Origin of the sequence: Arenibacter sp. S6351L (assembly GCF_023016025.1) — a bacterium.
Classification (GTDB): Bacteria; Bacteroidota; Bacteroidia; order Flavobacteriales; family Flavobacteriaceae; genus Arenibacter; species Arenibacter algicola_B.
The window spans coordinates 43678-69728 of sequence record NZ_JALKBB010000006.1; the positions used below are offsets into that span (position 1 = coordinate 43678).

General features: G+C 38.5%; 30 protein-coding genes. 3 read left to right on the forward strand and 27 right to left on the reverse strand.

Going from position 1 to position 26051, the window contains the following annotated elements; genetic code table 11:
- Position 1: 1 nt before the first annotated feature.
- The 23 genes from MWU82_RS06615 to MWU82_RS06725 all read right to left on the reverse strand — a co-directional run bounded on the left by MWU82_RS06615 (position 2) and on the right by MWU82_RS06725 (position 19466).
- Positions 2 to 610 carry a hypothetical protein gene (locus MWU82_RS06615; RefSeq protein WP_247095761.1) on the reverse strand — a complete coding sequence of 203 codons (609 nt, stop codon included), beginning with the start codon at positions 608 to 610 and terminating at the stop codon, positions 2 to 4.
- A complete protein-coding gene (locus MWU82_RS06620) occupies positions 591 to 1220 on the reverse strand; it encodes an outer membrane lipoprotein carrier protein LolA (protein WP_247095763.1) in 630 nt (209 codons plus the stop codon). Before MWU82_RS06620 ends, MWU82_RS06615 begins: the two co-directional genes overlap by 20 nt.
- Positions 1213 to 1989 carry a polysaccharide deacetylase family protein gene (locus tag MWU82_RS06625; protein ID WP_215946426.1) on the reverse strand — a complete coding sequence of 259 codons (777 nt, stop codon included), beginning with the start codon at positions 1987 to 1989 and terminating at the stop codon, positions 1213 to 1215. Before MWU82_RS06625 ends, MWU82_RS06620 begins: the two co-directional genes overlap by 8 nt.
- Positions 1983 to 3047 carry a beta-ketoacyl synthase N-terminal-like domain-containing protein gene (locus MWU82_RS06630; RefSeq protein WP_247095764.1) on the reverse strand — a complete coding sequence of 355 codons (1065 nt, stop codon included), beginning with the start codon at positions 3045 to 3047 and terminating at the stop codon, positions 1983 to 1985. The genes MWU82_RS06625 and MWU82_RS06630 overlap by 7 nt, the downstream gene beginning before the upstream one ends.
- 84 nt (positions 3048 to 3131) lie before the next feature.
- A complete protein-coding gene (locus MWU82_RS06635; RefSeq protein WP_215946427.1) occupies positions 3132 to 4328 on the reverse strand; it encodes a beta-ketoacyl-[acyl-carrier-protein] synthase family protein in 1197 nt (398 codons plus the stop codon).
- 97 nt (positions 4329 to 4425) lie between these two features.
- Positions 4426 to 4683: a phosphopantetheine-binding protein gene (locus MWU82_RS06640; protein ID WP_215946428.1), complete on the reverse strand. Its 258-nt coding sequence runs from the start codon at positions 4681 to 4683 to the stop codon at positions 4426 to 4428.
- The gene (locus MWU82_RS06645; protein ID WP_215946429.1) at positions 4680 to 5303 is read right to left on the reverse strand and encodes a 3-oxoacyl-ACP synthase; all 624 of its coding nucleotides are present in this window, start codon (positions 5301 to 5303) and stop codon (positions 4680 to 4682) included. The genes MWU82_RS06640 and MWU82_RS06645 overlap by 4 nt, the downstream gene beginning before the upstream one ends.
- Positions 5300 to 6448 carry a beta-ketoacyl synthase N-terminal-like domain-containing protein gene (locus MWU82_RS06650; protein WP_247095766.1) on the reverse strand — a complete coding sequence of 383 codons (1149 nt, stop codon included), beginning with the start codon at positions 6446 to 6448 and terminating at the stop codon, positions 5300 to 5302. The genes MWU82_RS06645 and MWU82_RS06650 overlap by 4 nt, the downstream gene beginning before the upstream one ends.
- A complete protein-coding gene (locus tag MWU82_RS06655) occupies positions 6441 to 6878 on the reverse strand; it encodes a thioesterase family protein (protein WP_247095768.1) in 438 nt (145 codons plus the stop codon). The genes MWU82_RS06650 and MWU82_RS06655 overlap by 8 nt, the downstream gene beginning before the upstream one ends.
- Positions 6868 to 8136 (reverse strand): ABC transporter permease, encoded by a 1269-nt coding sequence (locus MWU82_RS06660; protein WP_215946432.1) that lies wholly within the window; start codon positions 8134 to 8136, stop codon positions 6868 to 6870. The genes MWU82_RS06655 and MWU82_RS06660 overlap by 11 nt, the downstream gene beginning before the upstream one ends.
- On the reverse strand, positions 8129 to 8872 hold the full coding sequence (locus MWU82_RS06665) for an ABC transporter ATP-binding protein (RefSeq protein WP_215946433.1): 744 nt from the start codon (positions 8870 to 8872) through the stop codon (positions 8129 to 8131). The genes MWU82_RS06660 and MWU82_RS06665 overlap by 8 nt, the downstream gene beginning before the upstream one ends.
- Before the next feature lie 8 nt (positions 8873 to 8880).
- Positions 8881 to 9882 (reverse strand): BtrH N-terminal domain-containing protein, encoded by a 1002-nt coding sequence (locus MWU82_RS06670; protein WP_215946434.1) that lies wholly within the window; start codon positions 9880 to 9882, stop codon positions 8881 to 8883.
- A 3-nt stretch (positions 9883 to 9885) separates the two neighbouring features.
- Positions 9886 to 10287 carry a hypothetical protein gene (locus MWU82_RS06675; RefSeq protein WP_215946435.1) on the reverse strand — a complete coding sequence of 134 codons (402 nt, stop codon included), beginning with the start codon at positions 10285 to 10287 and terminating at the stop codon, positions 9886 to 9888.
- An 84-nt stretch (positions 10288 to 10371) separates the two neighbouring features.
- Positions 10372 to 10827 (reverse strand): ABC transporter permease, encoded by a 456-nt coding sequence (locus tag MWU82_RS06680; protein ID WP_247095769.1) that lies wholly within the window; start codon positions 10825 to 10827, stop codon positions 10372 to 10374.
- Positions 10828 to 10832: 5 nt separating this feature from the next.
- Positions 10833 to 11270: a hypothetical protein gene (locus MWU82_RS06685; protein ID WP_215946437.1), complete on the reverse strand. Its 438-nt coding sequence runs from the start codon at positions 11268 to 11270 to the stop codon at positions 10833 to 10835.
- A complete protein-coding gene (locus tag MWU82_RS06690) occupies positions 11271 to 12401 on the reverse strand; it encodes a beta-ketoacyl-ACP synthase III (RefSeq protein WP_215946438.1) in 1131 nt (376 codons plus the stop codon). It abuts the gene before it with no gap.
- Positions 12401 to 13327 (reverse strand): dialkylrecorsinol condensing enzyme DarA, encoded by a 927-nt coding sequence (locus MWU82_RS06695; protein ID WP_247095771.1) that lies wholly within the window; start codon positions 13325 to 13327, stop codon positions 12401 to 12403. The genes MWU82_RS06690 and MWU82_RS06695 overlap by 1 nt, the downstream gene beginning before the upstream one ends.
- 165 nt (positions 13328 to 13492) lie before the next feature.
- Positions 13493 to 14374 carry a lipid A biosynthesis acyltransferase gene (locus tag MWU82_RS06700; protein ID WP_215946440.1) on the reverse strand — a complete coding sequence of 294 codons (882 nt, stop codon included), beginning with the start codon at positions 14372 to 14374 and terminating at the stop codon, positions 13493 to 13495.
- Between the two features lie 17 nt (positions 14375 to 14391).
- Complete coding sequence (locus tag MWU82_RS06705) at positions 14392 to 14634, reverse strand: phosphopantetheine-binding protein (protein WP_215946441.1); 243 nt, start codon at positions 14632 to 14634, stop codon at positions 14392 to 14394.
- Positions 14635 to 14636: 2 nt separating this feature from the next.
- A complete protein-coding gene (locus MWU82_RS06710) occupies positions 14637 to 15860 on the reverse strand; it encodes a beta-ketoacyl-[acyl-carrier-protein] synthase family protein (protein WP_215946442.1) in 1224 nt (407 codons plus the stop codon).
- 17 nt (positions 15861 to 15877) lie between these two features.
- Positions 15878 to 16621 (reverse strand): 3-oxoacyl-ACP reductase FabG, encoded by a 744-nt coding sequence (gene fabG, locus MWU82_RS06715; protein ID WP_215946443.1) that lies wholly within the window; start codon positions 16619 to 16621, stop codon positions 15878 to 15880.
- A gap of 18 nt (positions 16622 to 16639) precedes the next feature.
- A complete protein-coding gene (locus MWU82_RS06720) occupies positions 16640 to 17776 on the reverse strand; it encodes a WG repeat-containing protein (RefSeq protein ID WP_215946444.1) in 1137 nt (378 codons plus the stop codon).
- A 133-nt stretch (positions 17777 to 17909) separates the two neighbouring features.
- Entirely contained in the window at positions 17910 to 19466 is a 1557-nt protein-coding gene (locus tag MWU82_RS06725; RefSeq protein ID WP_215946445.1) for an aromatic amino acid ammonia-lyase, read from the reverse strand.
- A 105-nt stretch (positions 19467 to 19571) separates the two neighbouring features.
- Between MWU82_RS06725 and MWU82_RS06730 the strand changes: the two genes are divergently transcribed.
- The gene (locus tag MWU82_RS06730) at positions 19572 to 20816 is read left to right on the forward strand and encodes an NAD(P)/FAD-dependent oxidoreductase (protein WP_247095773.1); all 1245 of its coding nucleotides are present in this window, start codon (positions 19572 to 19574) and stop codon (positions 20814 to 20816) included.
- Positions 20817 to 20860: 44 nt separating this feature from the next.
- Here the strand turns inward: MWU82_RS06730 and MWU82_RS06735 are convergent, their stop codons facing one another.
- On the reverse strand, positions 20861 to 21469 hold the full coding sequence (locus MWU82_RS06735; protein WP_247095774.1) for a hypothetical protein: 609 nt from the start codon (positions 21467 to 21469) through the stop codon (positions 20861 to 20863).
- A gap of 237 nt (positions 21470 to 21706) precedes the next feature.
- Here MWU82_RS06735 and MWU82_RS06740 point away from each other — a divergent pair, with 237 nt between their 5' ends.
- Positions 21707 to 22915: a multidrug effflux MFS transporter gene (locus MWU82_RS06740; protein WP_247095775.1), complete on the forward strand. Its 1209-nt coding sequence runs from the start codon at positions 21707 to 21709 to the stop codon at positions 22913 to 22915.
- Between the two features lie 76 nt (positions 22916 to 22991).
- On the opposite strand, the gene MWU82_RS06745 is transcribed toward MWU82_RS06740, so the two are convergent.
- Positions 22992 to 23747, reverse strand: a complete 756-nt coding sequence (locus MWU82_RS06745; protein ID WP_247095777.1) for a class I SAM-dependent methyltransferase — start codon at positions 23745 to 23747, stop codon at positions 22992 to 22994.
- A gap of 311 nt (positions 23748 to 24058) precedes the next feature.
- Between MWU82_RS06745 and MWU82_RS06750 the strand changes: the two genes are divergently transcribed.
- Positions 24059 to 24298, forward strand: a complete 240-nt coding sequence (locus MWU82_RS06750; protein ID WP_247095778.1) for a hypothetical protein — start codon at positions 24059 to 24061, stop codon at positions 24296 to 24298.
- A 49-nt stretch (positions 24299 to 24347) separates the two neighbouring features.
- Here MWU82_RS06750 and arsB read toward each other — a convergent pair whose 3' ends face one another.
- Together arsB and MWU82_RS06760 are read right to left on the reverse strand one after the other, a co-directional pair.
- On the reverse strand, positions 24348 to 25409 hold the full coding sequence (gene arsB / locus MWU82_RS06755) for an ACR3 family arsenite efflux transporter (RefSeq protein WP_247095779.1): 1062 nt from the start codon (positions 25407 to 25409) through the stop codon (positions 24348 to 24350).
- Positions 25410 to 25412: 3 nt separating this feature from the next.
- Complete coding sequence (locus MWU82_RS06760) at positions 25413 to 26045, reverse strand: protein-tyrosine-phosphatase (RefSeq protein WP_247095780.1); 633 nt, start codon at positions 26043 to 26045, stop codon at positions 25413 to 25415.
- Between the last annotated feature and the right edge of the window lie 6 nt (positions 26046 to 26051).

Here is a 26051-nt window from a genome sequence, read left to right on the forward strand (position 1 = left end):
TTTAAATGGCTTTTAAATCAATAGTTAGCTTAATGTTTTTGTGCCGTATTTTAATTTCCCTTGCATGATCGTTTTCTATTTCTGTAAAAATATAGTCCGATTTCTCTTTGTTTCCTTTTGTTTCCAGTATTTTATGTAGGCGTTCATCTGCCGTGATGTAAAAGTAAGTGTTATTCTTTATCTTGGTCTCAAAGAACATGCTATCTCCCATTTTGTGGTAATGGTTCAAAATGTTGGGATTTTCACTGGTCAGAACAAATAAATCCTTCTTAAGCAGGTTAATAAGAATCTTTTTATTCATTTCACTAAGAATAAAATTAATTTTGAATTCGTTTTTGATGAACGAAAAATCAAATAGTTTATTTCCCATTTCGGTTGTGAATACAACCCTATAGTGTTCTTGTCCCAGCTTTTTTATAGCAAATATTCCGCCAAAGGATTTCTCAGCGAAATTAATTTTGGCCTTGTAGATATAATCCTTGGAAAGGTCGGAAAAGTAAGGATTGATTACAGTTGGCCTATTGCCGTTTATTCTTTCTAGATTATTTTTTTTTGGAAAGGAAGCACAGGCAAACAGCAAGAGGGTCAAGCTAATTAGTAAATACCTCATTGTACAATGGTTTGTTGATCAGTCGGTCGTTAAAGACAATTCTAGTGAAATCATTGGTGGGTTCCACCATTTTAACCTCCATAACATCGGCCTTTTTCTTATCGAAAAACAAAATAAAAGAGGCGATATAACTTTTTATTTTTTCGTCTTTAGGGATAAAGATGACCTTGTAATAATTTGGGCTTTTAAAGTAGCTCATAGTGAAATCCGAATCTTGGAACAAGTTGCCCTTTACACTATTGACAATTAATTGATTTAGCTTTTTAAACAGGGCACTATTTCCCAGATCCATATTGCTTTTGGTTCCGGAATCGTTTATTGTTAATTTGTCGTCCTTAAAAATGATACTGTATTTAAAGGGTTCTGTATACTCCCATTTTACCATGTTGGGAGCCTTAAAAGCCATTCTGCCCTGTGTAGTAATATCATTGGATAAAAAGTCCAGATGCTTATACTGTGTAAAATTGCTTTGTATAGTGTTCGTGGCCTTGGACGTCTCGTTTATCATGGCCTTGAGCTCTGCAATTTCGGCATTGTTCATATTGCTTTCTTGGGCGAACAATAGGGTTGTACGGGCAATTAGGACAATTAAAAATAATAGGTTACGCATAGGCTTCAATATCTAACAATTGGTCTACAGTTACAGATTGCATTTTGTGCTGCTGTAAAAATAGCAATAACTGTTCCAATACTTCAACTGTTTTTTCACTACTGTCATGTAGTAGTATAATGTCGCCTTTCTTTATTTTATTGGTGATGCGTTTCAGGATTACTTTTTTTGATCTTTTGGTAGTGTCCAAAGATCGAATGTTCCAGCCCACCGTTTTTAGTTCCAATTTTTTAACTGCTCTTCTTATACTGGGATTTGTTACCCCAAAGGCCGGTCTATATAATTTGGGGTTAAGACCGGTTACTTCTTTTATGGTAGCATTTGTTTTTTGGAGTTCCAATATTACTTTTTGTGTCCCAAAGAATCCAAATTTGTTGGAATGTGTGTAGGTATGGTTCCCAATAGTATGCCCGTTATCCACTATTTTCTGTGCAATTCCACCAAATAAGTTTACTTGTTGTCCCACACAAAAAAAAGATGCTCTGGCATTATATTTTTGAAGTAGTTCCAAAACTTTGGGCGTAAAGTTGGGGTGGGGACCATCATCAAAGGTAATGGCAACCAGATTATCGGGAATTTTATTGTTGAAATGCAGGGCAGGGAGATGATAATTCCAGCGGATGTGGAAGGAGCCAATAATAGTAAAAGTAACCCAAACAGCACCCAATAGTATATAGGCCCACCACTTGATTTCCCAAAAAACATCCAATACAAGAAGGGCGGCCAAAGCAATGCTAAAAAGGCTATTTATTATAGGATACTTCAACATCGGCGAAGAAGGGTGAAATTATGGTTTTTACCTCTGTATTGATTGTACAGTAAAACAATTTCAAAGCCCTTGGTTTTAATTGTGTTTATGGCAACGGCACTTGGTATCTGCTGGGTCTTAAGAATTTTGGCTCCCAGCCAAAATCCAAATGCCGAAGCTGTGTTAAATTCACCACTTAGATGTTTGTAAACCACTTGCTGGGTGTTTTTAAAAGGTCCATTGGTAAGCTCAGTATAATAATTGTCGTAGTCAATGTCTCCATTATTTCCACTGATCAGCATATCAATGTCGGTTGCGGATAGATTATTTTCCTTTAAATATGCCTCAAGATTGGCCAATAGATCTGATATAGCAAGGGTATTAAAGGTCTTTACTCCCAATACCTGGGCATAACTGGAATCTTGTTTTTTGTTGGACAACACAAAGAAATTGGCACCTTCCCCAAATACGGCGCCAGCGGTTTTGGAATTCAGCAACTCGTTGGAATTTATTTTTTCCGGTTTTATATGTTGTATTAGTTTATGTATGGCGTTGGTGTGTTCCCCGGATTCATCAACTCCACCTACAAGTATGTTTTCCGCTTCCTTAAGTTCTAATTGCATTAAGGCATCGATGAGGGCCGATTCAAAGGAAACACTGCTATGTACGTAGGTGAAATTATATCCCTTGCACCCAATGCCCAATGCTATCTGGCCTGCAACTGTATTATGGGTAGACTGTATAAACGAAGTAGGGGTAAGGAACTGCTCATTGTTGTCCAAAATGGCGGTTACAAATTTTTCGGAATCCCGAACGCATCCCATTCCCGTTCCGGTAATAATGGCATCTATATCTGTTAGATTTGCTTCCTCCAAGGCTATTTTAGAGGCAACTACCCCCATTTTTATACCCTTTGCCATTCTTCTAGCTGCTGCCGGCGGAATAAAATCCTTATAGTTGGGCTCTATTACCGGTATGATGTTGTCTTCATAGGTAGTTATTTCCTCCAAAAAATCATTGTTGTCAAATGTTTTTTGGGCAGATATGGAACCGATACTGTTAATATAAACTTTTTCCATTAGTTGTTGGGAATGCCGATTTCTAATATAATATCTAAAAGGATCAAATGGTCCAAATGTAAATATAACAATTCCTTCTTAAGCCTATTTTGAAAAAATAAGTGTGGAGCAATTTCCTCCAAACCCTAGGGAGTTGGACAGAACGGTGTTTAATGCTTTTTCTTTTAAGGTGGTTTGCGGGATAAGGGAAAACTCTTTCATTGGAGTTTTAAAATTTAAATTGGGGTAGATAATGTTGTTTTGAAGTGATAGTATTGCATACACCGCTTCAATTGCGCCTGCTGCGGCCAAGGTATGCCCGGTATAGGCTTTCGTGGAACTAAATTCTGGTACATCTTCACCAAAAACACGGATAAGGGCCCGTCCCTCGGATAGATCGTTGTTGCCGGTGGCGGTCCCATGGGCATTGATGTAATCTATGTCCTTTGGCTCCAATCCTGCAACGGCAAGAGCCTTCTCCATGGCCAAAGTGGCACCATCCCCATTTTCGGAAGAGGCCGTTTGGTGATATGCATCGTTGGCATTACCATATCCAACCACATATCCCAACACTTTTTTCTTTTCCTTTTTTACTAGGAATTCAGATTCCAACACTAAATAAGCAGCAGCTTCCCCTAAATTGAGTCCTTTTCTATTTTCGTCAAAAGGTGTATTGTAGGAGTCGGACAAGATCATTAAGGTTTTAAAACCATTAATAGTGAATTTGGACAAACAGTCGGCACCACCCACAATTACCCTATCCAATTTTCCTGTTTTAATTAATCTGGCCCCGAACATTATTGCATTCGCAGCAGAGGAACAGGCAGTACTGATGGTCGTGACCAAACTTTGGTCAATGCCCAATTGTTCCGCTATTTTTTCCGTAGAGTCTCCGGCATGGTGGCCTTCAATGTACCTTCTATTGTCCTCACTTTCCAAGTAATCGTAATAAAATTTTTCGGTCATATCCATGCCGCCAACACTGGTGGATGAAATAAGGCCCGTCCTGTAGGCTTTTATGTTGGTTATTTTGGCATCAGCAATGGCTTCCTTAGCTGCAATGGCTCCCAATAAGGCCGTTCTGGAGTAATTGTTGTTAGTGCTTAAACCCAATTTTGCTTCCAATTCCGCGTTGGTGAATTCAATTTCACCTACCATAATACTGCCTTTGTGCACGGTATCTATTTTGGAAATATGGGAAATTCCTGTTCTACCCTCCAAAAGTGAACTGTAATTCTCGGCCACATTGTTTCCAATAGCCGAAATTATACCCATTCCCGTTATAGCTACTCCTGTGGACATGAATTTTTTATTTTAAGGTATAGATTTCCTTGGATATAACCAAGGTGTTCATTCAGTGAATAAACACCTTGGTTTTGTACTGTTGAATGTAACCGAATTATTTTGTGCGATGCTGAGCAATATAATTTGCCATTACTTCAATGGATTCAAATATTTTTTTTCCCTCTTTTGGGTCGGTAAGTTTAATTCCATAATCCTTGTCCAACATTACTATGAGTTCCAATGCGTCTATGGAGTCCAGTCCAAGACCATCACCAAACAAGGAATCGTTATCTGCAATTTCATCAATTGCAATATCCTCCAAGTTTAATTGAGTAATAATTTTTTCCTTAAGTTCTTGTTTTAAATCGCTCATTTGGTTGTGTACAATTTTATTATTTCTTCTTTATTGTGTGCAATGCTTCCTTCCGTAGAAACTAGGTATAAAAATGCTTCATAGTCCTCTACGTCACAGTTTATCCACCCGCACAACACTTCGTCCGCTTTTTCAGTCTTAATTAAACTGCTTGCGTAGTCGTGCAGATAACCTGCATTAAAGTGGTTAAAGATAAAAAAACTATTTTCAGAATATAGCCTATGCTTAATACTTATCTCTCCAAGGCAAATATTGGGCAAGGTATAGACGAAAACAGCGGGACTCGGAAAGTAGTTTTCTTTGTCCACTATAGACTCTTGGTGCTTTCTGTCAGTTTTCAGGCTCGAAGCACTATTTGAAAACACCAAGGCAATGTTTTTGGGTTTTTCTGAATCTTGGGTTATTGGCTTTAGTAAAATATCGGAGGCCAGAAACCCAAGTTTGCTTAGGTCATCCATTTTAAAAAACTTGGGATAATTGGTGTCCATCTTTTTATAGGCCATTTTTATAAAAGTGGTGAAATCGCCCCCTAGGTCTTCAAAGAGCAACTGAGCATTCAACAGTACCCTGTTGTTGGATATTCTACAATATTCCTTTATTTTAAGATCTTGGGCCTTCATGATTGAACCTTTTTAAATACGGCAGCTGTATTGCAGCCTCCAAAGCCAGAGGCAGTCTTTAAGAAGTAATTTAAATTCTTGACCGTAGGTGCAGTAATTATATTGAGGGGTTGTGATACGCCCAATTCGGTGAACCCTTTGGAGGTATATAAGGTATTGTGGTAAAGGGAATGCATACCAACAATAGTTTCCAAAAGGCCCGATGCCCCAAGGGTATGTCCAAAATAGCCTTTGAGGCTGTTTAATGGCACCGTGCCCAGGCCTAATCTGTTCAGGGCTATTGATTCCATTTCGTCATTGAAATTGGTTGCAGTGCCATGGGCGGAAATATAGTCTATATCCTGAGGGCCTACATTGGCTTCTTTAAAAGCCGAAAGTATACTGCGATAAAGGCCTTCCCCTGTTCTTGATGGGCCGGAAATATGATTGGCATCATTACAGGAAGCTTCGCCCAATACTTCCGCGGCCTCGGGGACTAAATTGTTCTGGTCCTTGTTTACCAATACACTGGCGGCCACCTCCCCTATATTAATACCTGATCTCTGCTTGCAATAGGGTTTGCAGGGCTGGGAACTCATGGCTTGGAAGGAATTGAAGCCAGAAAGAATAAAATTGGAAACAATATCGCCTCCAACTATAAATACCTGATCGAAGGTGCCCTGGGAAATAAATCTTTTAGCTATTGAAATAGCCAATATTCCTGAAACACAGGCGTTGGAAAGCACAATAGGTTCTGTGGTAAACCCAAAATAGTTTTTGATAATATGCCCTAAAGTTCCCAAATAGGCCCTTTCTGTTGGCATAGGGCTCCTGGGATCCAAGGTATCTATATTTCCTTTGGTTGTGGACAGAATTAAGCCTACCCTATCCGTTAATTCTACTCCGGATGCTTTAATGATTTTATCCAGGGATAGGATCATCATTTTCTCCAAGCGGGTATAGTCGCCATTCGGGTGTAATTTTTCGAAGGCCTTTCCTAGGTAATCGGAATCGATAACAGAAGCATAAAATGGGTTGGGAAATAGGTTTTCATCTTCAATTAATGTTATCCCCGATAAGCCCTCATGAATATTTTTCACCACCGTAGGACTATCAAAGCCTATGGAAGACACAATATTGTTATATGAGAGATAGGTCTTATTCATTCAATAATCCAACTTTTAGTTTCCAATCCAAAAAAAATGTTGGCATGGTCAGGGATAAACCGCCTTCGTCTTCCACAAAAACCTGTATGGTTTCCCCGGTGCATACCAATTTGTTTTGTGGATCATAAATTTCGTATTTAAAAACCATTTTAGCTGCTGGTGAATCTACAAAAATTGTTTTAATAGTGGCAACATCGCCATAGCGTAACGGAAGTTTGTGTTCACAGGACGATTTAACAATCGGGGTGGTGTAGCCGGCTGCTTTGTGATCTAGATAGGCAATCCCATGGTGCCTGCCAAAGGCTTCCCTGCCATCCTCAAAATATTGGATATAATTTCCGTGCCACACAATGCCCAAAGGGTCTGTTTCAGCAAAGCGAACCCTAATTTCACTGGTAAAGCTAATCTCTGATTTGTTCTTAGACGGCATTTTTTCTTTCATTATACACAATGGAAATGGCGGTAGTTATTACAAAAAATAAAAATAATAGGGTTAGTTCAGGTACAAGATCCATTAGCCCCACATCTCTTAAAAAAACATCATAAAAGGCATTTAAGCCCCAATTCATGGGCGATAAATTTGAAAGTGTCTGCATAAACTTAGGCATTATAAATACGGGCACCCAAACACCTCCCAATGCTGCCAATATAACCACAAAAGTAGCGCCGAAGGGGGCAGATTGTTCCTGGGTCTTTGCCACGGTTCCCAATAGCAGTCCAAGGCCAATGGCCGCAAGTCCCGCAAATAAAGCTACAAGGAACAATAGTGGTATTTTTCCCGAGACGTCAAGGCTGGGAAGGCCTAAGATAGGGAATAGATAAACCCCTATTCCCAACATTAGTCCAAACTGTATGAGACATACAGCAAGGTAAATCACAGTTTTTCCTCCTAAAACCGTTAGATAGGAAACGGGATTTGTCCTTAGACGAACAAAGGTGCCCTGGCTTTTTTCCTTGACCATATTGATGGACAAGGGAACAATGATAAAAAATATAGCGAACAAGGTCCAGGCGGGTACATTGTGCTGTACCGAATTGGGGATTATTTCATTTTTGCCAATACTAGGAGTAACTTCCTTAAAGGTGATAAAACTTTCGGTGTCAAATATTGCTTCGGTTTCATCATCCGTTATTTGGGATTGGAATGCCTTGTAAATAGTTTGGGTCTCTATTTTAAAGATCATCTTGTCTATCCCATTCTTAATGGAGTTTTTAAAGGCCATCTGTGTAGCGGGGTCGAAATAAAGTATGACCTCTTTTTTTTCTAAATCCGCTTTTTCGGATTGAGGCGTTTCTTCTTCCAAACCAAATTTGGAAAGCAGACCTTCCACATTAAGATTCACTTTTTTTTCCAGTTCCGAACTAAGGTTGGCCGGAATTACAATGGCCAGTTGATACTTGCCTTTGAAAACCAGTTCCTTGGCTTCGCTGTCCGATTCTTTCCCAATAATATTAAAGGATTTGGACTCGGCCAGCCCATCGTAAATATTTTTGGAAACCTCACCCTTGTCATAATCCACCCAAAGGATAGGTATTTTGTTGTCATTGATAGACCTAAAAGTGCTATCCTGAATTAGGGTAATGGTGACCACCAATACCAAAGGCATTACAAATAAGATGGCCAATCCACCTATATCTCTGGATAGGAGTAGTAATTCCTTATATGTTGAAGCCCAAAGTTTATGCATGATCTCTTAGGGCTTTTCCGGTCAAGGTTAAGAAGACGTCTTCCAGATTGTGTGATTCCGGGTATTGGGAAATAAGATTTTTAGGAGCTCCTTCAATGATGATCCTTCCGTGGTCAATAATAGCCACTTTTGTACAAAATTGTTCTGCTTCGTTCAAATGATGGGACGTATAGATAATGGTGGTTCCCTGGGCGTTCAATTTTTTTAAATTTTCAATAATTACATTTTTGGATTGTACGTCCACACCAACTGTGGGTTCGTCCAAGAACAGAACTTTTGGGTTGTGCAGGATACTGGCAATTAAGTTGACACGTCTTTTCATTCCGCCAGAAAAAGTATCCAATTTTTTGTTGGAAAATTTTTCCAACCCTAAAACTTCCAAATGAAAATTGATCTTTTCCTTTAAAAGCTTCCCTTTTAGACCGTACATGCTGCCCAGGTAATACAAATTTTCATATGCGGTTAGGGTAGGGTAAAGGGCATATTCTTGGGGTACTATACCAATTAGTTGTTTAAGTTGGTTAGCATTCTTCTGAAAGGTTAGTCCGTTGATGGAAAAACTGCCAGAGGTGGGTTTTATCAAAGAACTTAACATGGAGATCAGTGTTGTTTTTCCAGCTCCGTTGGGTCCTAAAAGCCCAAAAATTTCCCCTTCGTCTATTTTTAGATCGAGGTCCACCACCGAATAATCCGCGTTATTTTTATATTTTTTGGAGAGATGGGATATTTGGATCATGGGCTACTTTATATTGCCTTTTTCAGTTTTTTAAAAAAAACTTCCTCTTTGTTGGCGATATCTTCAAGAAGGGTGGCTACATGATCGTATTGGTCAACGGCTACGGCATTGCTCCTGTTTTTGTATATGCGTGATGCCTCCACTGCAAAATCGCGCCACTGGTCACCTATCAAGGTCATTTCTTTGGAAAGCTCCAAGAGTTGATTGTTGGTCAATAATTTTCCCGCTTCTTGTAAAAATGCGGCATAAATATATCGGAAACCACCACCTCCGGTACCTATTTCTTCTTGCATACGCACAATTTGCCCCAAATAATGATTGGCAATTTTAATGCCTTTGGCCTTTGGCCATTTGCGAATAAGTTTGGCAATTTTCCGTATTCCCTTTACCCCAACAACCGGGACGGGCGCCAACATATCCCTACAGGTGTGCTTTATGCCCTTAATAATGGCTTTTTCGAGCTGTAGCTGTTCCGGGAAAGCGGTAGGATAATAAATATGTCCTTTGGGGGCAAAGGCGCCTTTGGCAAATCTTACTTTTTCCAGTTCCTTTTCGGTAAGCGAGGTAACGGTTTCCATTACGGGGTCACTTATTAGATAAATACCATCTTTTTTACCATAGACCACCATGTTGTGGGCGTTGAAATGGAAGCGATATTCATCAGGAAAGTAAGGTAGATTGTACACGCCTACCTGAAGTCCTACCGGATTATTTCTTTGTAGGTTTTCATCCAACCTGGCCTTGGCGGTTTGGGCATTTCGAAATTTTTCACGTTTTATTTTAATTCCGACCCGTGTGGCAAATCGGGTAAAGATAATTCCTGGCATTGCCCTATAGGATACTACAGGTGCATGATTGACCTTTAAAAAGGGAATATAGGTAAACAAGAGCCCAGAGCCTATTCCAAAAACCATAGGCTCACTTACGGTAAACCCGTTATACGTCATTAAGTTGGCTACTACACCGTTCTCGCAGTGTGCAGCTTGCTTGTGTTTAAAATCTATTTCCATTGTTTAGAGATCGGTACGCTGTAGCTCTTCGATCGTAATATCGAAGACATCTGCATATTTTTGTAATGTTTTGTTATTTAGATTTTTAAATACGGCAGGTCGAAAATGTCTTTTAACCCTCCACTTCCAAATTCCCACGTAGCTCGCTAAGATGGGGAGATCCATTTTATGGAGTTCCATATAGTATTCCAAGGGGCTCACCTTAAGATCCTTAACCCTTTGTTTTGAAGCTGAAATACGCTCATTTAAAGCCTCTATGGCATTGTTCAGGGCAATGGTCTTAGGGTTCCATCCTGTACTTAATTCTGTGGTGTATTCCCCGTTTTCATCAACGGCATAACACAGTTCTTTAAAATTGGCAGATTCAAGATTGCTTTTGTCCTGTGGTACTTCATTCTTTTTCATGCCTAAGGTCATTATACATTATAGGCCAAGGTTGCTGGCTTATAAAGTTATTAATACAATTTCATATTCGATCCGCAGATGTAGCTAAACTTCCTGTATCAGAAAATTCAGGATACAATCTGCCACTAATTCTTTCTCTGTATATATTTTGCATTCCATAGTGCATATACTAAAATTTCCCGAATTGTAATTGGATACGAGATTGGCCTTGGTGGTTAAGGTGTCTCCTGTCTTGGGTAACAAAAAAATGTTAGCCTTTTTAATACCGCTAATAAAACCAATAACACTATTTCCTTCACCTTCAAGATCATCCGCTGCAAAGAAATCTTGGCCAACAATTGCAGAACAGGATTGGGCTGCATTTTCTATAATGCCCGATTCACTAAACCTATTGTCCTTTACAAAGATACAATCTTCGGTTACTTTGAATTCAGTGGTTACCGTTTCTTTGTTAAGATCAATTATTTTCGTGACCAAGAGCATTGGCGCTCTATGGGGCAAAAATTTGTGTATATTTATATGTGAACGCGCTGTATTCAATTAGTTTAGTTTGCCAATACGGTTTTCATTTCACTGTTTGCCATAATTTTGTCATTGCAGGTTACTTGAATCTTTACTAAGGTAACACCTAAGATCTCATGTAGAATGGTAACTGTTGTTATTAATTCCTGATCTACGGTTGGCAACTCAAGTATTTCAGCCAATTTAATGGCCCCAATATATCCCGTGGGCGCAGGCTCATTCTTTAGGAAATATTGGTACCCGGTATGAAGGGCCACGGACTGTGCCATGTGTTCAATTAATCCGGCAGCCATAAATTTATTATTGTACACAAACAAATTGGTTGGTGGCGGTGTAAAACCAGCAACCACCTTTTCTTCGGAAAAGTAAAGTAACTTGTCCACCATTACAAAAGGCGCTTTTTGGGGGATCAGATTTTCAATTAGCCCTTTATCGTCTATTGTTTGTTTCAATAAATTCATTTAACAGACCGTTAGGTAGGCATAGGAATAGGAAAACCTAGCACTTTCCGGTACGTGCAACAATATCTTTTCTCCCTTTTTTAATTGTCCTGAACTTACCAATTCTTCAAGCATAACAAAAATTGAAGCTGCACCAACATTACCAACCTTGCTCAAATTCATAAACCATTTCTCCCAAGGTACTTCCACGCCCTGTCGTTTCAATTCCTCATATAAATTTTCCTTAAAATAATAGGAGGAGATATGTGGTAAATAATAGTCAAAATCGGCTGTAGTAATATTGTGTTTTGCCATAGCCATTTTTAGACTATCCACTCCTTTTCCCAATATATTTTCACCCAAGAGTTTAACATCTTGTTTCATGGCGAAAAGTGATTTTTTTGCCCAATCTTCGGCAGGATATTCGCTCCAAGGTTTTAAATGGCCATTTTCCAATTTATCGGCACCGGCATACATACATGTTTCCATTTCAAAGGCATAGGAATACCCTTCCATCCATTCAATTTTTAAAGCAATGCCTTTAGGTTCGCTTTCCAGTAAAACGGCTCCGGAGCCATCGGAAAGCATCCAGCGCAAAAATTCTTTGTTAAAGGCCAATATAGGGTTGTCTTCCAACTCTTTCAGGTGTTCTACCTCATTTTCAAAAATATCGGATTTCATCCAAGTTGAGGTTCTTTCCGACCCCGTGCATACTGCATTGGATACCTGTCCCGCCTTTATGGCCAAGAAACCGTATTTCAGGGCGTTCATCCCAGAACAACAGGCCCCAGAAGGGGAATTAACCTCTAAATTTCCGTTTTTTAAAAAGCCGTGCACCATAGAGGCGTGTGATGGCAATATTTGGTCCGGACTACTGGTGCCACATGAAAGAAGTTCAATATCCTTGGTGGTAAAAGTGTCATCACATAATAGCTCAATGGCCTCCTTGGTTAGTTGGGCATTGTTATGGGTAATGTTTCCATTATCGTCTATGGCGTAATATCTGGTCTTAATTTGATTGTTTCGCAGGACTATACGTCTAGCCTTAGAATTCTTACCATTGATAATGCCCAATTTTTCTTCCATTTGTTCATTGTCAATAGGTTCATTAGGTAAGAACTTGGCAATCCTGGTAATATAAACGTCTTTCATTAATTGTTCTTTAATCTAACGGATGAATAGTATGCTTTATCCCTTTTAATTTTATTGTACCGGGGTATGTAAGTCGCCAAAAATACAATAAAAACTATTGGAGCTATAGCCCAAATTGCAAATAACAAATAATATTTGAACAAAACCAGCAATTTCTTTCGTTTTGGATTACCTGTAGGTCCTTTCTTTATAATAAGGTTTGCCCATTTAGTAAACAAAACATTGCCTCTAATGTCTGTCTGTATCAGCAAGGGTTTTACTTTAACGGCATCGAGTTTTAATAAATCATCTTGTAAGTTGCCGAATTCATTGGTTAATAGCGCCTTTCTGATAGGTGTTCCAAATTTTTCAGACGCTTTGATATCTTCGTCGGAAACCCCCGGTTTTGGAAAAATGCCAAGGTACTTTGTTTTTTTTCCTCCTAACATCCAATGCACTATGGTAATAACGCTTATGTGATTTATGTGACGGTCTACCAAAGCTATATTGCCCACTAACCGGGCATTACAGGAAACTAGTAGGCGTTTCATTTTTTCCTGTGCCATTAGCCACATGTTTCTACAGGCAATAACTGTTACTACGGGTGTCTTGTCCAGGATTTTCTTGGCAACATCAGATTTTAGAAAAGAATTGATGGGTATAGAGGGAGTTAGGTACCAGACTTGGTACCCTAGAATTATGAGATCATATTTCTTTTCAAGGATTTCGGCCTTTGGCGGCTTTAGCTTACATGGGATTTGTAAAAAGGATTCAGGAAACGCATCATAAAAATCATCTTGTTTCCAAGGAAATTTATAATCATTTTCGGGTTCTATCCTATAATAAGTAATGTTTACGTTCTCCCCGTCTATGGAAGTTGCCAAATTTTGAACAATATCCAACAACTGCCCGGATTGGGAGTAATAAATTATAAGAACTTCTTTCATGGGTAAGCTATTAATCTTCTTTATAATACCGCCAAGATTACCATTTTATTAATAATTAAATGGTCTTTCCTATGACTTTTAAATTGGTTCAAATTTAATTTTAATTTAGAGATCGGCACCAGATTTGGAAAATGTAACCAAAACTTAGTGTTATCCTAACCGAAATTAGTTTTTTGAGCCCCAAAAATCAAAATAGTTAAACCACTGTAATGGATATTGTTCTATTATCCATTCCATGCTTTTAATATAATTGGCTAATAATCCTTCGGCATCCCTTTTCTTAAAATCTGCTTTTCTGGCGTAAAGATGATAGTGTTTATTGGTTTCCTTCATTACATATACAAAGAGGACCGGTACGTTTAATCTAGATCCCATCAAAAAAGGACCGGAAGGAAATTGTGCTTTTTCACCTAAAATAGGTGCGGTCATCAACTTGGCCGTTGTTGCATATCTATCTCCGGTCATGCAAATTATCTCATTTTTTGCCAGGGCCGCATTCATTTCAAAGATATGGGAAAGATCTTCCTGGAGGATAATAAATTTGGTTGCCGATTTCTTAATATATCGATCGAGGTATTCCTTTATTGCTTTATGTTCGGCATCCGTGGTAAGTAGATTAATAGTGGCATTCCCTTCCAGTTCGTCCAGGAAAAACTCAGCTATTTCGAAGTTGCCCAAATGGGCACTGATCAAAATCCCCCCCTTTTTATTGGCCAAGGTTTCGTTTAAATGTTCTATTCCGTCGAAATGATAGGTAAACCTATTTCTAAGACCCGAAGAAATAGCTACTTTGTCCAAAATGGTCTGTCCAAATACGTAGTAGCTTTTATAAATGGATACAATACTTTTTAGCGTGCTGTATTTAAGTCTTTTACGGAAGTAGTAATAGCTGGCCTTGGTGCTTGCGGGAGCAAAAAAACAAAAATAAAAGGCGACAAAATATAGAATAAAATAGGCCGATCCCAATCCAAGCCTTTTAATGGAAAAAACAAAAATCTTATATCCTAAAACAGAACCTCTGGACTTTCCTTTCCATTGATTTGACATTTTTTGCGACTAAAATTTTAGTTTAATTTCCTCTCTATAAGATCATAAAAGTCTTGTAAAGTAATTACATTAATGAAATCTTCTCCCACCAATTTAACACTAAAGTTAGATTCGATAGCCACTACTAAATCAACAAAATCCAAACTGTCCAATTCAAGGGTTTTCTTTAAATTGGCCAATGGAGAAATATCATCTGCATCAACTTCAAATTCATCTATAAGAAAGTTGTTTATTTTATCAATAATTACTTCTTTATTCATCTTTAATCTTTCACTTTTTTTATTAGCAATGCTGAATTTGTACCTCCAAATCCAAAAGAATTCGACAAAAATACATCAATTTTTTTATCCAGTGTTTTTCTTACCAGATTTAATTTGGCCGCATCCTCGTCAGGATTTTCAAGATTTATATTGGGTGCAATAAATGAATGTTCCATCATCAGCATGGAATACACAATCTCACTGGCACCAGCCATCCAACATTCATGGCCGGTCATGGATTTTGTAGAGCTAACATAGGGACCGTTATCACCAAAAACAGCAAATATGGCCTTGGCTTCATTGGAATCCCCCACAGGAGTAGAGGTAGCATGGGCATTTACATAGTCTATTTCGCCGGGTTTAATTTGGGCTTGGTCTATAGCTTTTTTCATGGCCAATGTAGGGCCGTCTACGTTTGGAGTGGAGATATGATCCCCATTGGACGAAAACCCGTAGCCTATGATTTCTCCTAAAATAACAGCATTCCTTTTTTTAGCGGATTCATAGCTTTCAACTATAAGGGATGCAGCTCCGCCACTGGGTACCAGTCCGTCCCTACTTTTGTCAAATGGGCGAGAAGCAGTCCCAGGTGCTACATCGTTGACCGAAAATACACCTAGTCCGTCAAAACTGCCCATGGCCAATTCATTGATTTCTTGGGTTCCGCCGCATATGATACAATCTTGAAGTCCACTTTTAATTAATTGATAGGCAATACCAATGGCATGCGACCCGCTTGCACAAGCAGCACTTACGGTGAAGTTTATTCCCCTTAATTTGAAGATGGTGGAGAGGTTCATGGTTACGGACGAGTTCATGGCTTTAAAAATAGCCCCGGAACCAACCAAGGTAGTGTCTTTCTTTTCCCTTAGTTTGTCAATGGATTCGATTACTGATTTGGCTGTGCTATCATTGCCGTATAGTACGCCAACCTCATTATTGTCTAAATATTCTTGGGATATACCTGCATTTTTTAAAGCCTCCAAAGTGGCTATATATGCGTAGGCTCCTTCCTCTCCCATACTTAAACGTTGCCTTCTAGTGAGCAAGTCTTTCAGGTCGGGTTCTTCTACCATGCCCGTTAAGCAGGAGCGATATCCAAATTCCTTCCGTTTTTCGTCATAAACAATTCCTGAAGTTCCCTTGTAAAGTGATTCTTTGACTTCGTCCAGGTTTTTTCCTAAACAAGAGTATATTCCCATACCTGTAATTACGACCCTCTTCATCTTTCCTAGTGTTATTTTTAAGAATATATACCTCCGTTAATATTTATGACCTCGCCTGTAATATACGATGACTTTTTGGAAGCCAAAAAGGAAACTAAATGGGCTACTTCCCCAGCTTCCCCAAAGCGGTTCATAGGTATCATTTTTTTAAGCTCTTTTTCGTCAAGATCACCGGTCATATCCGTTTTGATAAAGCCAGGTGCCACAGCATTAACGGTGATGTTCCTTTTTGCTATTTCCTGGGCCAAGGCCTTTGTACCCGCTATTATTCCTCCTTTTGCGGCAGAATAATTGACTTGCCCCGGTGTACCTTTAAGGCCGGATACGGAAACCATATTAATGATCCTGCCATATTTATGCACCAATAATTTTTGGATCAGGTGATTGGTGACATTGAAAAAACCATTTAGACTTGTGTTGATTACACTGTTCCAATCCTCAGGTTTCATCCACATGAAAAGGCCGTCTTTGGTAATGCCGGCATTGTTTACAATTACTTCTATAATAGCCTCCTTGTTGTCCTCATGCCATTTATCCAATTTACTTTTTACTTCTTCCGCATCGCCAACATTAAATTGTATAAGTTCCGCGCTCCCTCCAATTTTTTCTATTTCATCTAAGGTTTCCTGTGCCGCGGATTCATTGGACTGATAATTAATAAGAATCTTATACTCGGTATCTAGTGCTAGCTGTAGGCATATGGCTTTTCCAATTCCTCTTGATCCTCCGGTTACCAGTGCAAATTTCTTTTTTTCGCTCATTTATCTAATTAGTGTGATTTAATTCTTTACGTCGTCGAATATCTCCGCATTTTCGTACCATTTATTGCCCAAAACTTCTCCCTTGGCATTTAGAAACCCCCATTCCTTGTTATGTTTTACTCGGGCAAGCCCATTAATGAACCCTTTTTCCAAATTCTTTTTAAAGATAGAAAACGATAATCCTGCCGTGATATCATATTCGGGTTGTATTACCCATTTTCCAGTTTTATCTATAAAGCCCCATTTCTTTTCTTTCACAGGAGCAAGACCGTTAGCGGAGAACACTTCGGCATCCTTAAAGTTGAAATCTATAACCTTTTCTCCCTTTTCATTAATATACCCCCAGTTTTTGTTCATAAACACTGGGGCCAATCCTTGGCTAAAATCCCTTGCCTTTTCATAGGTAGGAGCTATGACCCACTCGCCTTTGTTATTGATGAAGCCCATCAATTTATTGCTACGGGCATATGTTAAGTCGGACTTGTCAGTGAATTCCCAGATCTTATCGGCATTCTTTACCGGGTTAAAATTACCATTGGCTACTATACCAAAGGAATCCTGTTTTTTTACCCACACACCTTTACTATTATAATCTCCAATTTCTTGGTTCTCAATGGGGATAAAGATCTCACCCTTTTTGTTGATCATTCCCCATAGCTCACCTTTTCTGGCCTTGGCATATCCATCAATAAAGGGTTTTATTTCATCAAAATCCGGTTCGGCAATTAATTTTCCGTCGGTCCCTAAAAGCCCAATTTTTTCGCCTCTTTTAAAAAAGGCCACTCCATTGTCAAAATCATAATATTTATCCGAAACTGGTGTTTCCAAGGTTTCGCCCGAAACATTGATATAATGCCATTGGTCACCTTTGTTTACCAGGGCCAGCCCGGAATTAAATTCCTTTACATGTTCGTATTCAGGTTGAATTGCCCATTCTCCCGAAGTATTTATATAGCCCCATTTGTCACCCATTGAGGCAGCGGCGCGCTCGTTCGTAAAATTATCCGCTTTCTTGAATTGGGGTTTTATCGCATATTCCCCCGAGGTATTAATATACCCAAATAGGCCATTTTCTCTTACCAGGGCATATTCCTGGGAATAAAAATTACCAAAAACTAAAAAAAGTACAACTGACAATCCAATTTTTGTTTTCATCTGTGATTTTTTTAAATTAAAACGTTCATATTCAATAATTACCAAGTTAAGACTCGGCATATGTTTAAGATTAAACTAAGCCACTATTAAATTATGGAATATTTTATTTAAATAACTTTTCTAACTCAATTTTTTAACTAAGCTCCTTACATGCGTAAGTTTCTTCTTCAAAATTTTGAATAAAGCTTTTAACCTTATTTACGTAAGGGTACATGGGAACGTCTTTGTCGGAGATAGGGGGAACCAAATTTCTAATATCATCATACATTTTTTTTGTTTTTGATGATATTTTATCCTGTACTTTCAAATATTCAATTGCTTGAACAATAGTTATCGTTTCTATGGCAAGGACTTCGAAAGTATTTTCGATGACTTTTTTGGTAATATTGGCTGCATTGGTTCCCATGCTAACAATATCCTGATTGTCGTTGTTGTTAGGGATACTGTGCACGTACATGGGATTGGACAACATCTGGTTCTCAGCAGTTGTGGAGGTGGCAGTAAACTGTACACCTTGCATCCCAAAATTTAAACCAAGTTTGCCAAGATTGACAAATGGGGGAAGTATATTATTTAGATTTGGATTTAAGAGGTAATTTAATTGTCTTTCGGCGAGCATGCTCATTTTGGTTACAATTAATTTTAGTTTGTCCATTTCAAGGGAAACATAATCGCCATGGAAATTTCCACCGTGGTACACATGCTCTTTTTCAACATCCACAATGGGGTTGTCGTTGGCCGAATTAACCTCTTCAATAAGAATTTTTTCCACATTGTTCAAAGTATCAAGGACCGGGCCTAAAATTTGGGGTACGCATCTCAGGGAATAGTATTCCTGAACCTTTTCCTCAAAAATTGACACTTCATTATTGCCATTGTACAAATGGTGTTCCCTTTTTCGGGTAAGTGTACTGTCCTTTAAATGATTTCTCATTGATTTGGCGATGTGCTGCTGTCCCTTATGTTTTTTGGACTGATTTAGCTCTAGGGACAAATGGTCATCATAGGCCTGTACTATTTCGTTGATGGCAGAAGAACAGCATATCATCCAATCCAATAACTTTCTGCTATTTATGGTGTTGATAAGGCCTATACCGGTCATTACGGAAGTGCCATTTATAAGTGCCAAGCCCTCTCTTAATGAGACGGTAATCGGCTTTAGGTTTTCAATTTTAAAAACTTCTTCCGTTGGTCTTCTCTCGTCCTTGTAAAAAACTTCACCTTCCCCTATAAGTACTAACGCAATATGGGCCAATTGGACTAAATCCCCACTGGCACCAACACCACCGTGCTCAAAAATTACAGGGGTAATGTTTTTATTGATGAGCGAAGTCATTAATTCTATTACCGAAATATGTACACCTGAATGACCCAAGCTTAAAGTGTTCAATCTGGCCAACATGGCAGCCTTAACATATTGTGCCGGGATTAGATTGCCGGTTCCGGAAGCGTGGCTTCTTATAAGATTGTATTGTAATTGGATTCGGTCGGAGTCCTTTATTTTGTATTGGGCCATTGGGCCAAAACCTGTATTTACACCGTAAATAATTTTGTTTTGGGAAAATTGGCTTAAAAAATTAAAACTATTTTCGACGGTTGCTAAAACGTCTTTATTTATTAGAATAGATTCTTCTTTAAAAATTATACGATAGAAATCCTCTATTCCTAACTTTCCTTTAATAGTCAACATGTATATAAATTCAATATTTAAAAAGTAAATTGAATAACAATTAATAAAAATAGTTATTTTGGATTGCAAATGTATGATATTTAACCAATCAATATTTTAAAAATAATGAATCAACGTTTAGTCGAAGTCTTGGTAATTGGCGCAGGGCCGTCTGGTTGCGTCTCTGCAGCCTTTTTGCAAAGTCAAGGAATTAAAGTTCAAGTGGTTGAAAAAAGTGTTTTTCCCAGGTTTGTTATCGGGGAGAGTCTTTTGCCCAGGTGTATGGATCATTTTGAGGAAGTAGGTCTGTTGGACGGTTTGAATGCCTTTGGTTTTGAAAAAAAATTCGGAGCCCGATTTATAAAAGGGGACAAAATCTGTGAATTTGATTTTAGTAAGAAACATACCAAGGGTTGGGATTGGACTTGGCAGGTTCCAAGAGCCGATTTCGACAAGGTATTGGTAGACGAATTAGTCAAGAAGGGAGTGGAAGTCTCCTTTGGACATGAGGTTGTGGATGTGGTTATTGACGAAAATGGAGGTTCCGTGACCACCATTAAGGACGAAAATGGGACACCATACCAGGTTCGGGCCAGATACATAATAGATTCCAGTGGTTACGGAAGGGTATTGCCCAGATTGTTGGACTTGGATAAGCCCTCTGCCCTGCCTAGTCATTCTTCTGTTTTTACCCACGTAGTGGATGTAAACCGCCCGGAGGGCAGGGAAGGTACCCTGATAACTTTTGATGTAATTGAGACCGAGGTTTGGTTATGGGTCATTCCATTTTCAAATGGAAGAACAAGTATAGGATATGTAGGGCCTACTGAATTTTTGGAATCTTTTGAAGGAAGTAATGCAGAGAAATTGACCCAGATGTTGCAGTTGTCCACCTATTATTATGAACGTTTTAAAGGAGTTGAATTCTTGTTCGAGCCTGTTATGATAAAAAATTATTCCAAATCAGTAAAAAAACTTTACGGTAAAGGATTTATATTAACGGGCAATAGTGCTGAATTTTTGGATCCTGTATTTTCATCCGGAGTTACTTTTGCTACTGAATCGGCCTTGTTGGGGGCAAAACTGATTGCCAAAGAGCTTAATGAACAATCAGTGGATTGGGAGAAGGAATACTCTGGTTATATTAGGGAAGGAGTAAGTGTTTTTTCTTCTTATGTTAAGGAATGGTATAGCGGTAATCTGCAGACCTTATTTTTCCACGAACCGGAAAACCCAGAGGTAAAAAGACAAATTTGTTCCGTTTTGGCGGGCTATGTTTGGGATAAAACCAATCCATTTGTTACCAAGCACAACAGGCTTATAAGGACGGTAGCACATATTATTGAGCTTGAAAAGCAAAAAAGTGAATGACATTGTCATTCACTTTTTTGTAACCGACTAAAAGATAATTTGGTCTAGAATCCTTTTTTCAAAATTAACTTAGCAAATGATTTTCCAGTTTTTGCGTAACCTTCACCCAATCGGTCTTCATTGCTAAATGAACTTCCCCATTGGTCTCCAGGTGCGTTTTCACTAGAAACTTCCAACAGTACATTAGCTCTATTATTGGTTTCAACGAACTTTAATAAGGTGCTAACTTTTGCAGGTTGTTTCATGACACCGGCATCCCAACCTGGATAAACCCATACCGTTTCCACTAGAAGGGTGTATTTGGCCTCAGCTAAATTCTCATTAAAGAAAATATTGTGGTCCTCGTAAAGATATCTATTCATTAATTCCAGAAATTTTGGTGCATAGATCAGCTCCCTACTTGCGTACCAGCTTTTTTCCCAAGATGTACCTTTTCCCCTTGTTTTTTCTTCCAATTCTGCAGAATGCTCTTTTACGTATTCATCATTTGAAAGATTCTTTTTTAAAAGTTTCATATTGTCATAAACAAATTCTACGTTTATTTCTTTCTGACCCTTAATAAAATTAAAATCTCCCTGTTTTACTTTTAGCTTTTGGCCATAACTAAATAGGGTTGATAAAAATACTAGAGCAATGATAAAATTGATTTTCATAATAAATAATTAGTGTTTATACCTTCAAATGTATGGGAATTATATTTTAAGGTGGCTTTTCTGGAATTAATTTTTCCTTAGGTTTAAATATACGTGCCAGTTGGCTGCTTGAAATTCGGAGAGGGCTTTTATAATTATCAAAAAGTCAGTGCTTTGAGGAATTTTTATAAATGTTATCGTTTTGTTATTTCCAGTAATATGTGGGTGAATCTTATTCCATATGTTTAATTTTGCCGGATGCAAAAAAGTCAGCAGCGACCACAATTCGAATTTGTAGCCATAATGGCTTCCTTAATGTCTATCGTAGCACTGGCCATTGATGCTCTTTTGCCGGCAATGTCTACTATAGGGATAGATATCAATAGCCTTGATCCTACTGAAAATCAAAAGTTTATAACGATGATTTTTTTGGGCTTGGGTGTAGGGCAATTGGTTTTTGGACCTCTATCGGATAGTTTTGGTAGGAAACCTATTGTTTATATTGGCTTTATTGTGTTTTGTTTGGCCAGTGTTATCTGTGTTTTGGCTCCCAATTTGGAGTGGATGATAATAGGTCGAATTCTGCAGGGTATAGGGCTTTCTGCCCCGAGAACAATAAGCATATCCATGATAAGGGATTCCTATAAGGGGGATTATATGGCCAAGATTATGTCTTTTGTCACGGCATTTTTTATTTTGGTGCCTATTGTAGCTCCTTCTATGGGAAAATTTTTTCTGGATCATTATGGTTGGGAAGCTATTTTTTATATGCAATTGGTTGCTACTTTAGTGGTGGGAGTTTGGTTTTGGCGAAGGCAACCGGAAACTTTAAAACCGGAATACAAGATTAAATTTTCCAGTCATGTGTTCGTGGACGGATTTAGGGAATTGCTCCAACACCGGGAAACAGTGGCTTTTACCATTGTTTCTGGGCTAATCACAGGGGCTTTTATGGTCTATTTGAGTTCGGCACAAGAGGTGTTTGAAGTGCAGTATGGCTTGGCCGACAATTTCCCCTATGTTTTTGCCGGATTGGCAATTTCCGTTGGCCTATCTACCTTGTTGAATGGTACCATGGTGGTGAAATTGGGGATGAGAAGATTGGCATTGATTGCCTTAACCTTATTTTGTACTGTTTCTATTGTTTATGTGGGCTTGTTCTGGAATTCCCAAAATCCTAGTTTGTGGATATTGATCTCCTTCTTGGCCATGCAATTTTTTACCTTGGGCTTTTTGTTCGGTAATCTTAGGGCCATTGCTATGGAGCCAATAGGCCATATAGCTGGTATAGGGGCCGCCATCACCGGATTTATATCTACTATGATCGCTATTCCCATCGCAACCTATGTTGGTGGTTATATACAGGATACCATTCTTCCTCTTTTCGTGGGATTTTTGGTTTGTGGATCCATTTCCTTGGGAATTTTTATGTTGATTAGGAGACGTAGCATTTTGGCTGCTGCCTAGTGTGTATAATTGGATAAACTGAATATCTTTAGACCAATTACTTAATAAGGCAACTACATAGAATCAATATTTAAATCTATTTGCTTAATGGGGTACCCATTCTTAGAAAGATAGGGAAGTTTATTTGTTGCCGTCTTGTATTCCATATAGGAGCTATATCCCTTATTAGATTTTCTACGGGATTTTCGCCCTTGTTCTTTTCCATATAATTTTGAACACTGGACCAAGAATTAAAATACCCCTGTAGCTGATCAATTGTCCATTGGGTTTCAATTTTAAAGGTCTTCTTGATATCCACTTCATCAAAATTAAATAGAATGGTGCTGTAATTTTGATCTATGTGCCCCCTTTCCTTATCCCAATATTTCCCTATGATATCTTGATAAAAGTGATTAACAATGGTATCAATTTCTGAATTTATTTTTAGAAGTCCGTAACCCCAAATAGCAACAATACCATTGGGTTTTAAAACCCTATAGACTTCCTTATTGAAGCTTGGGAGATGAAACCAATGTACGGCTTGGGCTGCTGTGATCAAATCAAAATAGCGATCTGGAAATGTTGTCTTTTCAGCTCTTTGAACGCTATAGTGTATGTTTGGTCTGGGAATGGCATATTTAATTTGTTCTTGGCTTATATCGGTGGCAAATACCTGATCGAAGGAATTGGATAGTAAAGCGGCCACTTGGCCGTTGCCTGTACCACAGTCCCAACAAGTATTCCTGCCATTACAAAAGGAGTATATATAATTAAACAACTCTTCTGGGTAGGTAGGCCGATAGTCTTTATAGGTTTTTGATTGTTTGGAAAAACGGTCCAAGGCTTTTTTCATATTATAAAAGTAAGAAGCAAAGAATATTATTGGAATTCATTTAATATTAAATCGAAGTAATTCCACGGATTTTTACTTTTTGATCACATAATCTTAAAATCGCAGGGCCTTAAACTGTAAGTGAATACTTACACTCATCGATGAAACGCAAAATTTTATCGTTAAAACGATTTTGAGTCTGTATACGTTCATCGATATTATTTTGCACTTCATCCGGATTTTGTCCACTTAACGAGAAACAGTGCTTTTTATCGAAACAGAACCTAGAAAAATACACTTGCCCAAGTTATATATATAACAAAATGCAAGTCATGAAAACCATATTAACTTTAATCTTTGTTCTTTTTATCGGAGTAGCTGCACAGGCTCAAAACGATGCTGCCGAAGTTAAGGTTGAAACTGTTGCCATGAGTATTGTAACTGCAACAGCAAAACAAGAAGTTGCTGTTAAAACTAACAATGCTGTTGCCCGTTTGTATATGTTCAAAAATTCTAAGGTAACCAAAGAATTGTCTTTCTCTACCAAATTGAACAAGTCTAAATTGACTTAGTTTTAAGCCACTACATTATTAGCATTTAAATACTGAATCTCCCAAACCTTTAGTGCCCCTCTTCAACTTTGACTATTGGATAATATTTTTTACGTAACCCAAAGGCTACGCGCACCAATAAAATTAAGGCAGGAACTTCCACCAAGGGACCAATGACCCCTGCGAATGCCTGTCCTGAATTTAGTCCGAAGACGGCTATTGCCACGGCTATGGCCAATTCAAAATTGTTCCCGGCCGCCGTGAAGGCAACCGAAGCCGTTTTGTCGTATTCAGCACCCATGGCCTTGGTAAAGAAAAACCCAATAATAAACATCAGGGTAAAATAGATGAGTAATGGAACCGCTATGATAAGAACATCCATGGGTATCTCAACAATCATTTCTCCTTTTAAGGAAAACATGACCACTATGGTAAACAATAGGGCAATCAAGGTCATTGGGGATATGGTTGGAATAAATGTGTTGGAGTACCATTCCTCACCTTTTAGTTTAACCAAGATCAATCTACTTAAAAAACCCAGTGCAAACGGAATTCCCAAATAAATAGCTACGCTTTCGGCTATGGTAGCAATAGATATATCCACTATTGCCCCTTCAAATCCGAAATAGGGCGGGAGTACGGTAATAAAGATCCAGGCATAAAAACTGTAGGCAAATACCTGAAATATACTATTTAGGGCTACCAATCCGGCCCCGTATTCGCTACTTCCTTCGGCCAGATCGTTCCATACAAGTACCATGGCTATGCAACGCGCCAAGCCTATTAGGATGAGTCCCACCATATATTCTGGGTAATCCCTTAAAAAAGTAATGGCTAGCGCAAACATCAAAATTGGACCAACAATCCAATTCAGGATTAAAGAAATAGATAAAATCCTGGTGTTTTTAAAAACCTTGGGCAAGAGGGAGTAATCTACCTTGGCCAATGGAGGGTACATCATTAGTATCAAGCCAATGGCAATGGGTATATTGGTTGCTCCACTACTAAAACTATCGATGATCTTAGGAAAGCTAGGTACAAAATAGCCTATGCCTACTCCCAAAGCCATTGCCAAAAAAATCCATAGGGTGAGGTAGCTGTCCAGAAAACTTAATTTTTTGTTCGAGGCCATTAATTATGATTTTATTTGGGCAAATATGTATAGTAGTTCCGTTGCAATTTGAAGGCTTCTTTCCTTGTATTTTTCTGCCTGTTGCGGGGAATTATCAAACGCCTTTGGATCCTCATAAGTAATGGGTATACGCTTTTCGGCGCCTGCTATAAATGGGCAGCCAACATCTGCCTGGGAGCAGGTCATAACTGCTGCAAATTCAGATTTAGGGTTAAAACTATCATCGAACTTCTTTGAAAATCCAATTACTGCAGGTTCATTGTCTGCATATTTAATGCTGTAAACTGGATTTTCTCCATGAGATATGGTCTCTATACTAAATCCCGAATTTTTTAAGGTTTCCGCCGCCATAGGAAATAAGGCAGTAGCTTCCGTTCCTCCAGAATAACAGTACACGTTTTTAATTCCAAAATAAAAAGCCATGGTTTGTGCCCAGACTTGGGACAAGTGACTCCGTCTGGAATTATGGGTACATATAAAATTGATCCTTACAGGCTCGTGTTTATTTATTTTGTGCTGTACATATTCAACAAGAGGTAGTAATATTTCTTTACGTTCCTTGCTTATATTTTTAACGCTTAAATTAGAGATTACTTTCTCAATATTAGCAAAAAGCTTCGTTTTTACTGGTGTCATGGGTTG

What these genes read in the sequence shown, in the direction of transcription:
- MWU82_RS06615 (WP_247095761.1), bottom strand. Translation starts at nt 610, where the DNA reads ATGAGGTATTTACTAATTAGCTTGACCCTCTTGCTGTTTGCCTGTGCT.
- MWU82_RS06620 (WP_247095763.1), bottom strand. Translation starts at nt 1,220, where the DNA reads ATGCGTAACCTATTATTTTTAATTGTCCTAATTGCCCGTACAACCCTA.
- MWU82_RS06625 (WP_215946426.1), bottom strand. Translation starts at nt 1,989, where the DNA reads ATGTTGAAGTATCCTATAATAAATAGCCTTTTTAGCATTGCTTTGGCC.
- MWU82_RS06630 (WP_247095764.1), bottom strand. Translation starts at nt 3,047, where the DNA reads ATGGAAAAAGTTTATATTAACAGTATCGGTTCCATATCTGCCCAAAAA.
- MWU82_RS06635 (WP_215946427.1), bottom strand. Translation starts at nt 4,328, where the DNA reads ATGTCCACAGGAGTAGCTATAACGGGAATGGGTATAATTTCGGCTATT.
- MWU82_RS06640 (WP_215946428.1), bottom strand. Translation starts at nt 4,683, where the DNA reads ATGAGCGATTTAAAACAAGAACTTAAGGAAAAAATTATTACTCAATTA.
- MWU82_RS06645 (WP_215946429.1), bottom strand. Translation starts at nt 5,303, where the DNA reads ATGAAGGCCCAAGATCTTAAAATAAAGGAATATTGTAGAATATCCAAC.
- MWU82_RS06650 (WP_247095766.1), bottom strand. Translation starts at nt 6,448, where the DNA reads ATGAATAAGACCTATCTCTCATATAACAATATTGTGTCTTCCATAGGC.
- MWU82_RS06655 (WP_247095768.1), bottom strand. Translation starts at nt 6,878, where the DNA reads ATGCCGTCTAAGAACAAATCAGAGATTAGCTTTACCAGTGAAATTAGG.
- MWU82_RS06660 (WP_215946432.1), bottom strand. Translation starts at nt 8,136, where the DNA reads ATGCATAAACTTTGGGCTTCAACATATAAGGAATTACTACTCCTATCC.
- MWU82_RS06665 (WP_215946433.1), bottom strand. Translation starts at nt 8,872, where the DNA reads ATGATCCAAATATCCCATCTCTCCAAAAAATATAAAAATAACGCGGAT.
- MWU82_RS06670 (WP_215946434.1), bottom strand. Translation starts at nt 9,882, where the DNA reads ATGGAAATAGATTTTAAACACAAGCAAGCTGCACACTGCGAGAACGGT.
- MWU82_RS06675 (WP_215946435.1), bottom strand. Translation starts at nt 10,287, where the DNA reads ATGAAAAAGAATGAAGTACCACAGGACAAAAGCAATCTTGAATCTGCC.
- MWU82_RS06685 (WP_215946437.1), bottom strand. Translation starts at nt 11,270, where the DNA reads ATGAATTTATTGAAACAAACAATAGACGATAAAGGGCTAATTGAAAAT.
- MWU82_RS06690 (WP_215946438.1), bottom strand. Translation starts at nt 12,401, where the DNA reads ATGAAAGACGTTTATATTACCAGGATTGCCAAGTTCTTACCTAATGAA.
- MWU82_RS06695 (WP_247095771.1), bottom strand. Translation starts at nt 13,327, where the DNA reads ATGAAAGAAGTTCTTATAATTTATTACTCCCAATCCGGGCAGTTGTTG.
- MWU82_RS06700 (WP_215946440.1), bottom strand. Translation starts at nt 14,374, where the DNA reads ATGTCAAATCAATGGAAAGGAAAGTCCAGAGGTTCTGTTTTAGGATAT.
- MWU82_RS06705 (WP_215946441.1), bottom strand. Translation starts at nt 14,634, where the DNA reads ATGAATAAAGAAGTAATTATTGATAAAATAAACAACTTTCTTATAGAT.
- MWU82_RS06710 (WP_215946442.1), bottom strand. Translation starts at nt 15,860, where the DNA reads ATGAAGAGGGTCGTAATTACAGGTATGGGAATATACTCTTGTTTAGGA.
- fabG (WP_215946443.1), bottom strand. Translation starts at nt 16,621, where the DNA reads ATGAGCGAAAAAAAGAAATTTGCACTGGTAACCGGAGGATCAAGAGGA.
- MWU82_RS06720 (WP_215946444.1), bottom strand. Translation starts at nt 17,776, where the DNA reads ATGAAAACAAAAATTGGATTGTCAGTTGTACTTTTTTTAGTTTTTGGT.
- MWU82_RS06725 (WP_215946445.1), bottom strand. Translation starts at nt 19,466, where the DNA reads ATGTTGACTATTAAAGGAAAGTTAGGAATAGAGGATTTCTATCGTATA.
- MWU82_RS06730 (WP_247095773.1), top strand. Translation starts at nt 19,572, where the DNA reads ATGAATCAACGTTTAGTCGAAGTCTTGGTAATTGGCGCAGGGCCGTCT.
- MWU82_RS06735 (WP_247095774.1), bottom strand. Translation starts at nt 21,469, where the DNA reads ATGAAAATCAATTTTATCATTGCTCTAGTATTTTTATCAACCCTATTT.
- MWU82_RS06740 (WP_247095775.1), top strand. Translation starts at nt 21,707, where the DNA reads ATGCAAAAAAGTCAGCAGCGACCACAATTCGAATTTGTAGCCATAATG.
- MWU82_RS06745 (WP_247095777.1), bottom strand. Translation starts at nt 23,747, where the DNA reads ATGAAAAAAGCCTTGGACCGTTTTTCCAAACAATCAAAAACCTATAAA.
- MWU82_RS06750 (WP_247095778.1), top strand. Translation starts at nt 24,059, where the DNA reads ATGAAAACCATATTAACTTTAATCTTTGTTCTTTTTATCGGAGTAGCT.
- arsB (WP_247095779.1), bottom strand. Translation starts at nt 25,409, where the DNA reads ATGGCCTCGAACAAAAAATTAAGTTTTCTGGACAGCTACCTCACCCTA.
- MWU82_RS06760 (WP_247095780.1), bottom strand. Translation starts at nt 26,045, where the DNA reads ATGACACCAGTAAAAACGAAGCTTTTTGCTAATATTGAGAAAGTAATC.